A 13,809-nucleotide genomic window follows, 5' to 3' on the forward strand; every position below is an offset into this window, starting at 1 on the left:
TTGGCTCGAACGGGTGCGCTCTCGCCCAGATGGCTGACACCCATCGCTGACGGCGGGGCAGGGCGCCGCCCGGGACGCCAGGGCGGGCGGCAGGGCGCCGCCCGGGACGCAAGGGCGGGCGGCATGGCGAGGCTCACACCCCCGTCCGTCCCCGGGTCACGTCCCCCGGACGCACCGCCCGGCGGACACCCTGGCGCACCCGTCCCCCTGGCAGCGGGCTCAGAAGGTGTCCTGCTGCCCCCTGGCAACGGGCTCAGAGGGCGTCCTGTCCCCTGGCAACCGGCTCAGAGGGTGTCCTCGTCCCCGTCGCCGGCTCCCCCGGCCTCGTCGTCCTCGTCCTCCTCGTCGCGGTCGGCCAGCACCGGCGAGCCGTGGTGCGACCACACCCGCCAGCCGTCCTCCGTGCGCCGGAAGACATTGGTCGCCACGACCAGCTGGCCGATCAGCGGCCCCACCGAGCCGTCGTCCTCGGCGGGCCCGCCACTGAGGATGTTCTCGGTGCAGGTCACCAGCGCGGTGTCACCGACGACATCGATCTCCACATCGGTGAGGAAGAACTGGATGTACTCGGTGTTCGCCATGATCAGGGCGTAGGAGCGCAGCACCTCGCCGCGCCCCCGCAGCACCGGCCACCCGGGGTGGACCACACTCACCTGACCGTCCAGCCACAGCTCGGACAGGGCCTCGTGATCCCCGCGCTCGATGGTCTCGTACAGCGTGGTGTTCGCCTGCTCGACCAGCTCGATGTCCGTCCGTGGGCCCAAGCCGCTCACACCGTTCCCGTCGTGTTCGCCGTCGTGTCGCTCATCTCACCCGTACCGGCCGCACCGGCCGTTTCGCCACGCCCGGCCGCCGCCGCTTCCTCCACGGCACGGGCCACCCGTACCGCGTCCGCGCTCGCCCTGACCTCGTGCACCCGCACCGCCCAGGCCCCCTCTCGCGCCACGATCGCCGACACCGCCGCCGTCGCGGCGTCCCGTTCCCGGGCCGGCGGTGGGGCGGCTCCCTCGTTCCCTGCCAGCACCCTGCCCAGGAACCGTTTCCTCGATGCCGCCACCAGCAACGGACGCCCCAGCGCCCGCAGCCGCGCGAGCCCGGCGACCAGCGCGAGATCGTGCTCCGCGTTCTTGGCGAAGCCGAGGCCGGGGTCGATGACGATCCGGTCCGGATCGATCCCGCCGGCCACCGCGCGCTCCACGCTCCGGGCGAGTTCATCGACGACCTCGGCGACCACGTCCCCGTAGACGGCGCGGTTGTTCATGTCGATGGACTGGCCCCGCCAGTGCATCACCACGAACGGGACGTGGTGGGTGGCCACCACGGGCACCATCGCCGGGTCGGCGGCGCCCCCGCTGACGTCGTTGACCAGGCATGCCCCGGCCTCCACGGCCTGTTCGGCGACCGAGGCGCGCATGGTGTCGACGGAGACCACGACACCGGCGGCGGCAAGCTCCCGCACCACCGGGACGACCCGGCGCAGCTCCTCGGTCTCGTCCACCCGCGCCGCGCCCGGCCGGGTCGACTCGCCGCCCACGTCCACCATGTCGGCGCCCTGCGCCACCAGGTCGAGACCGTGTTTGACGGCGAGTTCGGTATCGAACCAGTCACCGCCGTCGGAGAACGAATCGGGCGTCACATTGACGACGCCCATCACCGCGCAGCGTTCCCAGTCCGGCAATCCGGCCACCCGGCCACGCAAGGTACTCATGGCACCAGCCTAGGCCGTGTGCCGACCGGCCGGATTGCTGCCGTCGGCTGCGGGGCCGCCCGGACGCCGGCACCCTCCGGGCGATGCGGAACGGCTCCCTCCGGCGCCCGGTCCGGCAACCGGTCAGGCCGCGCGCTCGACCGCGCCCGCCGCCCTGACCGGCTCCGGCGCGTGCGCGCACGGCCGCGGCTCGGCGGGCTTCCTGCGCCGCAGTACGCGCGGCAGGCCCAGTTCCAGATAGCCCTCGGCCTGCAGCGCCGCCAGGCCGATCCGGGGGATGTCCCGGCTGTTGCGGAAGACGACGAAGCGAGGCTCCCAGCGTGGCCGGAACTTGTCGTTGAACTTGTACAGCGACTCGATCTGGTACCAGCGGGACAGGAAGACCAGCATCCCGCGCCAGATCCGGATGACCGGCCCCGCGCCCAGCTTCTCGCCGCGCTCCAGGGAGGAGCGGAAGACCGCGAAGTTCAGCGACACCTGCTTGATCCCGAGGTCCGGGGCGGCCTGCAGCGCAGCGACGATCAGCAGCTCGTTCATGCCGGGGTCGGCGCTGCGGTCGCGCCGCATCAGCTCCAGGGAGATGCCGCTGTCGCCCCACGGCACGTAGTGCTGCATCGCCTTCAGGTCCCCGTACGGGCCGGGCTCCTCGCCCTCGCCCGCGGACAGATGCGCGGTGGCGATCACCGCGTCGCCGTCGGCCACCGCATCGATCCGGCCCAGCGCCATGGAGAAGCCGCGCTCGGTGTCGGTGTCCCGCCAGGCGTCCGCGGCCTTCTGGAGCTGGGCCAGCTCGGCCGGGTCCAGATCGCGCACCCGGCGCACCCGGGTCTCGTAACCGTTGCGCTCGATGCGCTTGACCATCTGCCGTACGTTGCGCATCGCGCGGCCGGCGAGGGTGAAGTCGGCCACCTCCACGATCGCCTCGTCGCCGAGCTCCAGCGCGTCCATCCCGGTCTCCCGGGTCCACACCTGGCCGCCGGTCTCGCTGCAGCCGGTGACCGCCGGGGTCCAGGAGTGCGCCTTCGCCTCCGCCATGAAGCGCTCGATGGCGCCCGGCCAGGCCTCGACATCGCCTATCGGGTCGCCGCTGGCGAGCATCACGCCGGAGATCACCCGGTAGCAGACCGCGGCCTTGCCGGTCGGGGAGAAGACCACGCCCTTGTCGCGGCGCAGCGCGAAGTAGCCGAGCGAGTCACGGGCGCCGTGCCGGGCGAGCAGTTCGCGCAGCTGCCGCTCGTCCTCGTCGGTCAGCCGGGCCGCCGGGTGCTCGGGGCGGAAGGCGAGGTACGCGGTGGTGGCGACCGTCAGCAGGCCGAGCGCGCCGAGGGAGTAGCCGACGGTGTAGTCCACCCGCTGGGTGTAGCCGACCGGGCCCTCGAAGCCGAACAGGCCCCACAGGACGTGCTGGGCACGGGCCCAGACGGAGGGCGATCCGATGATCTTGTTGGGGTGGGAGCTGACGATGATCATGCCGATGCCGAAGGCCGCCCCGCCGAGCACGACGAAGTTGGCCACCGCCTTCCAGCGGCTGCGCGGGTCGGGCAGCGCCGCGAACTCCCTGCGGTGCCACAGCAGGAACGCCAGCAGGGCCAGCGAGAGCACCGCGCCGAACACGGAGTGGCGGTAGACCAGCTGGGCGGCGATCCCCACCGGCAGCAGCGCCACGGCCGCTCCCCAGGCCCGCCGCTTACGCCGCTTGAGCCCGTGGGCCAAAAGGAGCAGCAGGATGCCCACGACGAGGGACGCGGCGGCCGCCAGCGGGCTCACCGCGCCCGGAAGCACCTCCGCGAGGGTGTGCACCCGGCTGTGCCGGAACCGCGGGAACGTCCCGGCGGCCAGGTTCAGCAGGCCGACGACCACACCGGCCGTACCGACGCACCCCGGCACCGCTTCGGGCCGCGGACCGCGGAGCCAGCGTGGCGGACGCCACGCAACCTTCTCCGACTTTTCGCCATCTAGCCTGTCAGACATCACTTTCCCGTCGCCCCGGTCGAGAGAACGTGCGAGCCTTGTCGCAGCATCTGGACTTTATGCGCCCTGTATGACGGCGTTTCAGGGCTCGGGGTTCCACCAGCGGTACGGATGGCCCGGCCGCCCGGAAGAAAGCACCACATGGGTCTCACCAGCAAGAAAGTGCTGCTTCTTGCCGTCCTCGTTGCGGTGGCACTGTTCGTCCTCACCGTTTGGCTCTGGCCCCGGCTGGCCAAGGGGAACTGGCGCGCCGTTCTCGGCCGTGTCGGACTCCTGTTGGCGACCCAGCTTTCCCTATTCGCCGTGATCGGCCTGTCCGCCAACAACTCGTTCGGCTTCTACGCGTCCTGGGCCGACCTCTTCGGCCAGGAGCAGGAGCCGGGTGTGGTCACCAATTACCAGACCGGGCCGAACGGCACCAAGCTGCAGATGCTGGGTACCGAGCGGGTCAGCGTCCGGAACGGGTCGCGCCCGGCGGTCGGCGGACGCATCGACAAGGTGGTGATCCGCGGCGAACACTCCCGGATCGCCAGCCCCGCCTTTGTCTATCTGCCGCCGCAGTACTTCCAGAAGGAATACGCGCACAAGAAATTCCCGGCGGCCCTGGTGCTCACCGGCTATCCGGGCACCGCCCAGGCGCTCTACAAAAAGTTGCATTTCCCGCAGACCCAGCACGAACTGCTCAAGAAGCACAAGATGCAGCCAACCGTCCTGGTGATGATGCGTCCGACGGTCGCGCCGCCCCGCGACACCGAGTGCATGGACATACCGCGCGGCCCGCAGACCGAGACCTTTTTCACCAAGGACCTGCGTGCGAATATCTCCGGGCACTACCGAATAGGGCGCGAGGCCAAGAGCTGGGGGGTCATCGGTGACTCCACCGGCGGCTACTGCGCGCTGAAGATGACGATGCGACACCCCGACGCGTACTCCAGCGCCGTCGCCCTCTCCGGCGCCTACAAGGCTCCCCTCGACGCCACCACCGGGGACCTCTTCGAGGGCAACGCGCAACTGCAGCGCGAGAACAACCTGCTGTGGCGTCAGCAGCACCTGCCCGCGCCCGAGGTGAACCTGCTGGTCACCAGCAGCAAGCAGGGTGAGGGGAATTACCACCAGACGCTGCGGTTCATCCAGCAGACGAAGTCACCGAGCCGGGTCTCGTCGATCATCCTCGACAGCGGCGGCCACAACTTCAACACCTGGCGCCGGGAGATCCCGGCCGCCCTGGAGTGGCTGGGCAACCACCTCAAGGCCTGACGGGCGGCACGCGTCCCGTACGGCCCTGTCCGCGGCCGGGTTCCTCAGCAGCAGCTGAGGGGCCCGGGGCTGACCAGACCGTCCTCACCAGGTGCCCATGCGACAAGAAGCCCGGGTGCGGTTCGAGGCGGGCTTGCAACCCCGTCGCAGCTGCCCGCTCGGCGGCCCACCGCTCCCCGCACCGACCCCCTCCGGCAGTAACTGACTCACCACGGAGGGTACGGGGAGCACTGGCAGCCGGCCGCCTGCCGTGCTTGAGGGAGATCTACCGCGCCATTATCAGGCTCATTGCCTCGGCCCGGGTCGAGGCATCACGCAGCTGACCTCGCACCGCAGACGTCGTCGTCTTCGCGCCGGGCTTGCGAATGCCACGCACAGACATGCACATGTGTTCGGCCTCGACCACCACGATGGCGCCTCGGGCTTCAAGAATTCCCATCAACGAATCGGCGATCTGCGTGGTCAGCCGCTCCTGCACCTGGGGACGGCGAGCAAACACATCGACCAGGCGGGCGAGCTTGGACAGCCCTGTGATCTTTCCGCTGTCCGCCGGAATGTACCCGACGTGCGCCACACCGTGGAATGGGAGGAGATGGTGTTCGCACAACGACACAATCTCGATGCCCTTCACCAAAACCATCTCGTCGTGTCCCAGGTCGAACGTGGTCGTCAACACCTCCTCCGGCTTCTGCCAGAGCCCCGCAAGGATCTCCTTGTACGCCCGTGCCACCCGGGCCGGCGTCTCCAGCAGTCCCTCTCGGTCCGGGTCCTCGCCCACCGCGATGAGCAGCTCGCGAACGGCGTTCTCGGCGCGCTTCTCGTCGAATGTGCCGATCTTGCCGTCGACGCCCAGCGTCACAGGGTCGGTCATGTGGTGCCTCGTTCCTTCTGCGACCGCTCGTCACCGCGGTGGAATCGCGAAATGCCGCGCCCCCCAGGTTAAGCCTGGGGGGCGCGGCATTTATTCCGGGGCCGTGGTCCCGGAAATCAGCTCTCGGGGCGCTGGTCCTCGGGGGCTTCCGCCTTCTCCGTGGAGACGGTGGCGGTCGTGGTCACCGAACCGTTGGCCGGGGCCAGCTCCCGCGGCGAGAGCACCGGCGGGCGGCTGGAGGGCGTACGGCGCGAGGAGCCGGTCCAGGCCGGGCGGGCCGGGCGCTTGACCACGTGCTTGAAGAGCTCGGCGATCTCCTCCTTGTTGAGGGTCTCCTTCTCCAGCAGCGTCAGCACCAGGTTGTCCAGCACGTCGCGGTTCTCGACCAGGATCTCCCACGCCTCGTTGTGCGCGGTCTCGATGAGCCTCTTGACTTCCTCATCGACCAGCGCGGCGACCTCTTCCGAGTAGTCGCGCTGGTGACCCATCTCACGGCCCAGGAAGGGCTCGGAGTTGTCGGTACCGAACTTGATCGCACCGAGCCGCTCGGTCATGCCGTACTGCGTGACCATCGCGCGGGCCGTTGCGGTGGCCTTCTCGATGTCGTTGGCGGCACCCGTGGTCGGGTCGTGGAAGACCAGCTCCTCGGCCGCGCGGCCGCCCAGCATGTACGCCAGCTGGTCGAGCATCTCGTTGCGGGTCGTGGAGTACTTGTCCTCGTCGGGCAGGACCATGGTGTAGCCCAGGGCCCGGCCGCGGGACAGGATCGTGATCTTGTGAACCGGGTCGGAGTTCGGTGAGGCCGCCGCGACCAGGGCGTGTCCGCCCTCGTGGTACGCGGTGATCTTCTTCTCCTTCTCGGACATGATCCGGGTCCGCTTCTGCGGTCCGGCCACGACGCGGTCGATCGCCTCGTCCAGGAAGTGGTTGTTGATCAGCTTCTCGTCGCTCCGGGCCGTCAGCAGCGCGGCCTCGTTGAGGACGTTCGACAGATCGGCACCGGTGAAGCCGGGGGTGCGCTTGGCGACGGCCGAGAGGTCGACGTCCGGGGCGACCGGCTTGCCCTTCTGGTGGACCTTGAGGATTTCGAGACGGCCCTGCAGGTCCGGGCGGTCGACGGCGATCTGCCGGTCGAAACGGCCGGGGCGCAGCAGCGCCGGGTCGAGGATGTCCGGACGGTTCGTGGCGGCGATGAGGATCACGCCGCCCTTCACGTCGAAGCCGTCCATCTCGACCAGGAGCTGGTTGAGGGTCTGCTCGCGCTCGTCGTGGCCACCGCCCAGGCCCGCACCACGGTGCCGGCCGACGGCGTCGATCTCGTCGACGAAGACGATCGCCGGGGCGTTCGTCTTGGCCTGCTCGAAGAGGTCACGGACACGGGAGGCACCGACACCGACGAACATCTCGACGAAGTCGGAGCCGGAGATCGAGTAGAACGGGACGCCCGCCTCGCCGGCGACGGCGCGCGCCAGCAGCGTCTTGCCCGTTCCGGGCGGGCCGTACAGCAGCACACCCTTGGGGATCTTGGCGCCGACGGCCTGGAACTTCGCCGGCTCCTGCAGGAACTCCTTGATCTCGTGGAGCTCCTCGACCGCCTCGTCCGACCCCGCGACGTCCGAGAACGTCGTCTTGGGGGTGTCCTTGGTGATCAGCTTCGCCTTCGACTTCCCGAAGTTCATCACCCGGGAGCCGCCGCCCTGCATCTGATTCATCAGGAACAGGAAGACGACCACGATGAGGACGAAGGGGAGCAGCGAAAGCAGCACCGAGACGAACGGGTTCTGCTTCGACGGGGAGACGGTGTACCCGTCCTTGATCTCGCCGGTCTGGTACTTGGCCTGCAGGTTCTTGGCCACGTCGACGCCCTGGTCGCCGATGTAGCTCGCCTGGAGCTTGTTGGAGCCCTCGATCTTGTTGGAGCCCGACAGCTCGATCTTGATCTTGTTCTCGTCACCGGTCGTCAGCTCGGCGGATTTCACCTTGTTGTCAGCGATCGCCTTGACGACCTGACCGGTGTCCACCGTCTTGTAGCCGCCGGACGAGCCGACGACCTGCATCAACACGACCACGGCGAGGACGGCCAGCACGATCCACATGACCGGCCCACGGAAGTATCGCTTCACGTCCATCCATACGGAGCCGCTGAGGCCCCGTCCCTCCTGCCACAGTGAGGCACAACGCCCTGGGGAGGGCTGGTCGTGCGTACGGTGTATTACTGGCCCGAAAAAGAACTGCCTTCGGACGGTACCCCAGCATTGTCACCCGGCGCCTGCGCCGAGGGTGAACACGAAGCCGAGGATTCCGTTCTCCCTGCTCCAACGGCGGGAGGCCCCGAAGGGTTCCCGCCGCCCCGCGACGGCCGGTCCGGGCCCCGCCCGGCCACGTCGGCCGGACGGGCACACAGAGTGCCCTCAGCCGCCGTAGACGTGCGGCGCGAGAGTACCGACGAACGGCAGATTGCGGTACTTCTCCGCGAAGTCGAGGCCATACCCCACCACGAACTCGTTGGGGATGTCGAAGCCGATCCACTTCACGTCGATGGCGACCTTGGCCGCGTCCGGCTTGCGCAGCAGGGTGCAGACCTCCAGCGAGGCCGGCTCCCGCGAGCCGAGGTTCGACAGCAGCCAGGACAGCGTCAGACCGGAGTCGATGATGTCCTCGACGATCAGGACGTGCTTGCCCTTGATGTCGGTGTCGAGGTCCTTGAGGATGCGGACCACGCCGGAGGACTGGGTGCCCGCGCCGTACGACGACACGGCCATCCAGTCCATCGTGACGGGGGTGGACAGCGCGCGCGCCAGGTCCGCCATGACCATCACGGCACCCTTGAGGACGCCGACGATGAGCAGGTCCTTGCCCGCGTACTCCGCGTCGATCTTCGCGGCCAGCTCAGCCAGCTTCGCGTCGATCTCTTCCTTGCTGATGAGTACCGACTCAAGGTCGGAGCCCATGTCCTTGTCGTCCACCCGTGCCACTCTCGCTCTGTTCGGTGTTCACGTCAGTCGTGAGACTTCGGATGCGGGGCAGCGTCTGCGGCTCAGCCCTGCCGGATCACCAGTCTGCCACCCTGCCGTCGCACACCCACTCGCCCGGGGAGGTTGATGGCCCCCTGCCCCCTCCAGGCCGTGATGAGCCGGTCCACTTCCTCGATGTGGCGGGCGAAGAGCGAACCGGCCGGTGCGCCGGCGGCGATGACGGCCCGGCGCAGCACCCGGCGGCGCACCGCGGGGGGCAGGACGAAGAGCGCGGCGATGTCGAGGGTGCCGGTGTCGTCGAGGACCGTGCCCTCCGCGTCGGAGGCCCAGGCGTCCAGGGCGTCGGCATCGTCACGGGAGAGCTGGGCGGTACGGGCCAGCGCCTCGACGACGCCCTTGCCGAGGGCCTTCTCCAGGGCGGGCAGTCCCTCGTGGCGGAGGCGTGAGCGGGTGTAGGCGGGGTCGGTGTTGTGCGGGTCGTCCCAGACGGGCAGCGACTGGATCAGGCAGGCCTTGCGGGCGGTCTGGCGGTCCACGTCGAGGAAGGGGCGGCGGTAGCGGCCGTCCCTGCCGCTGGTCGCCGCCATACCGGAGAGCGAGCGGGTCCCGGAGCCGCGGGCGAGACCGAGCAGCACCGTCTCCGCCTGGTCGTCGCGGGTGTGGCCGAGGAGGACCGCGGTGGCGCCGTGGCGCTCGGCGGTGGCATCCAGGGCGGCGTAACGGGCGTCACGGGCGGCGGCTTCCGGCCCGCCCGCCCCTCGCCCGCCACCTCCCCGGTACGAGGTGCTGTGCGCCACCCGGTTCGGCTGGTCCACATCGACGGCGACGACCTCGACGGGGTCCAGTCGCAGGCCCCGCAGCCGCAGGGCGACCTCGGCGGCGCGGAGGTCCGAGCCCTCCTGGAGGCCGTGGTCGATGGTGACGCCCCCGGCGCGGACCCCCAGCTTGGGGGCCTCGAAGGCGAGAGCGGAGGCGAGCGCCATCGAATCGGCGCCGCCGGAGCAGGCGACGAGCACGAGCGGGGGCTCGTGCCGGTCCTGCGCGCAGTGGTGGGTGAGGACGTCGTGGAGTACGCGGCGGACCGCCAGGCGTATCGCGGCGACCGCTGGATGGGGACCCATGTCCGTTTCCAATCGTTCAGCTGGGAGCCCGCCGGTGAGGGCATCTTCGTCACACAGAGTGCCTAGATGGTGACAGAGGCGAGCGGTTCCCCGAGCATTGCACGCCTATCCATCCGTAACGGTCCCTCAGACGGGTGATTGAAGGGGCGCGCTACTGCCACCCGGCGTGCCCAGCTCACGCCGTTCGATTACGGTGCCCCGTCCGCTTTGCGGTGCACCCGCGCGACCCAGTCCGCCGGTTTGGCGATCTCTTGTTTGGTCGGGAGGGTGTTCGGTGACGTCCAGACGCGGTTGAAGCCGTCCATTCCGGCCTCCTCGACGACCGCGCTCACGAACCGCTCGCCGTCGCGGTACTGGCGCAGCTTGGCGTCCAGGCCGAGCAGCTTGCGCAGCGCCTGGTCCAGCCGACCGGCGCCGCTGGCCCGGCGCTTTTGGAACTTCTCGCGGATCTCGGCGACCGACGGCACGACATCGGGCCCCACGCCGTCCATCACGTAGTCGGCGTGGCCCTCCAGCAGGGACATCACCGCCGTCAGCCGGCCCAGGATCTCGCGCTGCGCGGGCGTCTGGACGAGATCGACGAGGGAACGGCTGCTCTCCTCCTCGCCCTCCTCGCCCTCGGGCTTGGCGCCGGCCAGCGACTGGGCGGCCTCGCGCAGCCGCTCCAGGAGGGTGCCCGGATCGATGTCCGTCTCCCCGAGGAACGCCTGGATCTCGCCCTCGATGTGGTCCCGCAGCCAGGGAACCGCGGTGAACTGGGTGCGGTGGGTCTCCTCGTGGAGGCACACCCACAGCCGGAAGTCGTGCGGTTCCACCTCGAGCTCGCGCTCCACGTGCACGATGTTGGGCGCGACGAGCAGCAGCCGCCCGCCCTGTGCTCCCGCCGGCAGGTCCCGGGAGGCCGGGGCGAAGGTCTCGTACTGGCCGAGGACCCGCGAGGCCAGGAACGACAGCAGCATGCCCAGCTCCACGCCGGTCACCTTGCCGCCCACCGCGCCGAGCACCGCGCCGCCGGGGACCGCCGAGCGGCGGTCCTCCATCTTGGCCAGCAGCGGCTTGAGCACGGCCCGGAAACCGGCGACGTTCGCCTTGATCCAGCCGGGCCGGTCCACGACGAGGACCGGCGTGTCATGCGGCGCCTCGCCTGTCGCGTCGGGCTGTGCCATCCGCGTAAAGGCCCGGACGTGCGCCTCGGAGGACTTGGCGTGCTTGCGCAGCTCGGCGACGATCGCGCGCGCCTCGTCCCGGCTCACCTCTGGCCCCGGCCGTACGAACCGGGTCGCGGTCGCGACCGCGAGGTTCCAGTCGACCATCTCGGTCCCACCGATGCTCGTCATGAGTTCACCGTACGTGGGCGCTTCGCCAGGGGGTAGCCGACCACGAATTTGGCTTTGCCCACGTTTTCGGCTTTCCGCGTTTCCGGCTTTCCCGCCGGTCCGCCGCGCTTTGCCTCGGCACGGCTTTTCGGCTGCCCCGCCGTGGGGCTTCCCGCCGTGGCGCCTGGCGGCGGGCCGGGGCCGCTGCTGCGGGGCCGTGGGTGCGGGGACGGGCCAAAGGTCTCGGGTCCGGGCGAGTGTCCGGTCGAGTGCCTGGGGGCCTACCGGCAGCCGCAGTTGGCGACTGCCGAGGCGAGTTTGTCGAGGGCGTTCTGGGCGCCTTGGGGGTCGGTGGTGCCGGTGGTCATGAAGGAGAAGACCAGGAGCCGGCCGTCGGCGTCGACGACGGTGCCGGCCAGGGTGTTCACCCCGGTGAGGGTGCCGGTCTTGGCGCGTACGGCACCGGCGCCGGCGCTCTCGCCCCGGTAGCGGTTGCTCAGGGTGCCGGTGAAGGCGGCCACCGGAAGGCCGGTGACGACCGGACGCAGCGCGGGCCGGTCGGGCGACGAGGCCTGCAGCAGGAGGTGGGAGAGCAGGGCGGCGGTGACCTTGTCGTCGCGGTCCAGGCCGCTGCCGTCCTCGAAGACCGCGCCGGACAGGGGCAGGTGCTGCCGGGCGAGGGCGGTGCGTACGGCCTTTCCGGCGCCGGCGAAGCCGGGCGGCTGCCGCAGGGCGAGGGCGGTCTGGCGGGCCAGGGCCTCGGCGATGTCGTTGTCGCTGTAGGTGAGCATCCGCTCGACGAGCGCGGACAGCGGCAGCGAGCGGACGGTGGCGATCCGGTCGGCCTTCTCGGGGGCCTTGGCGCCGGCCGGGCCGCCGTCGACCGTGATGCCGCGCTCGTGGAGCAGTCCGGCGAAGGTGCGGGCCGCGTCACGGGCCGGGTCGGTGCTGCGGGGGGCGGTGCCGTGGTCGCTGTCGTCGAGGCGCCCCTCGTCGGCCATCAGGGCGGTGACGGGGGCGATGTTCTCGTTCGGGCCGATGGGGTGCAGGACGGGGCCCGTGTACGCGCCGGTGTCGTAGCCGAGGCCGACCTTGGTGGTGTGGCGCTTCTTGAGCGCGCGGGCGGTGGCGTCGGCAAGGGTGCGCAGGTTCGCGGGCTGTTCCTCGGCGCCGTGCCGCGGGGCGCGGGCGGTGAGCGTGGGGTCGCCGCCGCCGACCAGGACGATGCGGTTCTTGCCGCCCATGACGACGGTGGTGTCGATGCGGTGGTCGGGCCCGAGCGCGGAGAGCGCGGCGACGGCGGTGGCCAGCTTGACGGTGGAAGCGGGGGTGGCGGCCTTGCCCTGGCCCTCGCCGAAGACCTCGCGGCCCGCGGCGACGTCCAGGACGGAGGCGGTACGCAGGGGGCCGAGCGCGGGGTCCTTCAGCAGCGGTGAGAGCGCGTCGGCCAGCCCCGCGTCGGTGGGCACGGGGGCCGCGCCGCGGCCCGCGGAGCCGGGCGCCGCGTCGCCGAGCGCGGGCAGGACGGGCGGGGCGCTGGGCGCCCGCCCGGGGTCGGCGGCGTGATGCTCACCACTGGCACCGTCCATGGAGCCCGCCTGTGCGCGCTCGGCCGTACGCTGACCCGAGTCCCACGGCCCTGCCGCTGCCACCGCGGCGAGCGCGACCGCCAGGCCGGTGGCTGCGGAGACCGCCGTCAGCCGCCAGGTCTGCCGGGTATGGCGCGGTGTGGCCTCCCAGGCCTGCCGCGCGGCATCCACCGCGCTCTGCGCCGCACGGACCGCCGCGCGCGTCGCCGCCCGCCCGGACCGCTGCGCCGACTGCCATCTGACCTGCCACTTTCCGGTCTCCGGCACCTCGGACCAGCCCCTTTCGCCACCACACACCTGCGTGGGGGACACTTAATCACCAGACGTATGTGTTGATCATGGAGGAGCCACCCGTGGAGTTCGACGTCACCATCGAGATCCCGAAGGGTTCGCGGAACAAGTACGAGGTGGACCACGAGACCGGTCGGATCCGCCTGGACCGTCGACTCTTCACCTCGACCAGCTACCCGGCCGATTACGGCTTCGTCGAGGACACCCTGGGCGAGGACGGCGACCCGCTGGACGCGCTGGTCATCCTGGACGAGCCGACTTTCCCCGGCTGCCTCATCAAGTGCCGTGCCATCGGCATGTTCCGGATGACGGACGAGGCCGGCGGCGACGACAAGCTGCTGTGCGTGCCGGCGTCCGACCCGCGGGTGGAGCACCTGCGGGACATCCACCACGTGTCGGAGTTCGACCGCCTGGAGATCCAGCACTTCTTCGAGGTCTACAAGGACCTGGAGCCCGGCAAGTCCGTCGAGGGCGCCAACTGGGTCGGCCGCACCGAGGCCGAGGCCGAGATCGAGGCCTCGTACAAGCGCCTCGAGGCGCAGGGCGGCAAGCACTGACACAGCCGTACCGTCCCGGCGCGCGGCGGGGTTTTCGTAACCGCGACGCGCCGGGAATGGCGGACTGATTTTCTTACGCGAACGGGCGGCACCCGGTTGGGTTGCCGCCCGTTGTGCGTGTCGCGGGCGGTGTGCCGCCCGCCCGGGGGCCGC

11 protein-coding genes are annotated in these 13,809 nt (G+C 70.5%); 2 read left to right on the plus strand and 9 right to left on the minus strand.

From position 1 onward, the window contains the following. Nucleotides 1-284: 284 nt before the first annotated feature. From ACGFR7_RS14100 to ACGFR7_RS14110, 3 genes are all read right to left on the minus strand, one after another. A complete protein-coding gene (locus ACGFR7_RS14100; protein ID WP_393317769.1) occupies nt 285-764 on the minus strand; it encodes a nuclear transport factor 2 family protein in 480 nt (159 codons plus the stop codon). A 5-nt stretch (nt 765-769) separates the two neighbouring features. Further along, entirely contained in the window at nt 770-1,708 is a 939-nt protein-coding gene (gene folP / locus ACGFR7_RS14105; RefSeq protein WP_393317772.1) for a dihydropteroate synthase, read from the minus strand. A gap of 123 nt (nt 1,709-1,831) precedes the next feature. Beyond that, a complete protein-coding gene (locus tag ACGFR7_RS14110) occupies nt 1,832-3,679 on the minus strand; it encodes a phosphatidylglycerol lysyltransferase domain-containing protein (protein WP_393317774.1) in 1,848 nt (615 codons plus the stop codon). A gap of 141 nt (nt 3,680-3,820) precedes the next feature. Between ACGFR7_RS14110 and ACGFR7_RS14115 the strand changes: the two genes are divergently transcribed. Next, nucleotides 3,821-4,936, plus strand: a complete 1,116-nt coding sequence (locus tag ACGFR7_RS14115) for an alpha/beta hydrolase (RefSeq protein ID WP_393317777.1) — start codon at nt 3,821-3,823, stop codon at nt 4,934-4,936. 265 nt (nt 4,937-5,201) lie between these two features. Here the strand turns inward: ACGFR7_RS14115 and folE are convergent, their stop codons facing one another. The 6 genes from folE to dacB form a co-directional block, all read right to left on the minus strand. Then, on the minus strand, nt 5,202-5,807 hold the full coding sequence (gene folE / locus ACGFR7_RS14120) for a GTP cyclohydrolase I FolE (protein ID WP_393317780.1): 606 nt from the start codon (nt 5,805-5,807) through the stop codon (nt 5,202-5,204). Between the two features lie 116 nt (nt 5,808-5,923). Then, complete coding sequence (gene ftsH, locus ACGFR7_RS14125; RefSeq protein ID WP_393317783.1) at nt 5,924-7,936, minus strand: ATP-dependent zinc metalloprotease FtsH; 2,013 nt, start codon at nt 7,934-7,936, stop codon at nt 5,924-5,926. Nucleotides 7,937-8,218: 282 nt separating this feature from the next. Beyond that, on the minus strand, nt 8,219-8,758 hold the full coding sequence (gene hpt, locus ACGFR7_RS14130) for a hypoxanthine phosphoribosyltransferase (protein ID WP_129298546.1): 540 nt from the start codon (nt 8,756-8,758) through the stop codon (nt 8,219-8,221). Between the two features lie 86 nt (nt 8,759-8,844). Then, nucleotides 8,845-9,903, minus strand: coding sequence for a tRNA lysidine(34) synthetase TilS (tilS, locus tag ACGFR7_RS14135; RefSeq protein ID WP_393317786.1), 1,059 nt, complete (start codon nt 9,901-9,903; stop codon nt 8,845-8,847). A 188-nt stretch (nt 9,904-10,091) separates the two neighbouring features. Next, complete coding sequence (locus ACGFR7_RS14140) at nt 10,092-11,240, minus strand: zinc-dependent metalloprotease (RefSeq protein ID WP_393317789.1); 1,149 nt, start codon at nt 11,238-11,240, stop codon at nt 10,092-10,094. A gap of 260 nt (nt 11,241-11,500) precedes the next feature. Then, the gene (gene dacB / locus ACGFR7_RS14145) at nt 11,501-13,075 is read right to left on the minus strand and encodes a D-alanyl-D-alanine carboxypeptidase/D-alanyl-D-alanine-endopeptidase (RefSeq protein ID WP_393317791.1); all 1,575 of its coding nucleotides are present in this window, start codon (nt 13,073-13,075) and stop codon (nt 11,501-11,503) included. 86 nt (nt 13,076-13,161) lie between these two features. Here dacB and ACGFR7_RS14150 point away from each other — a divergent pair, with 86 nt between their 5' ends. Beyond that, entirely contained in the window at nt 13,162-13,656 is a 495-nt protein-coding gene (locus tag ACGFR7_RS14150; protein WP_088799186.1) for an inorganic diphosphatase, read from the plus strand. Nucleotides 13,657-13,809: the final 153 nt, after the last annotated feature.

It is taken from the genome of Streptomyces sp. NPDC048516, from assembly GCF_043199875.1.
Lineage (GTDB): Bacteria > Actinomycetota > Actinomycetes > Streptomycetales > Streptomycetaceae > Streptomyces.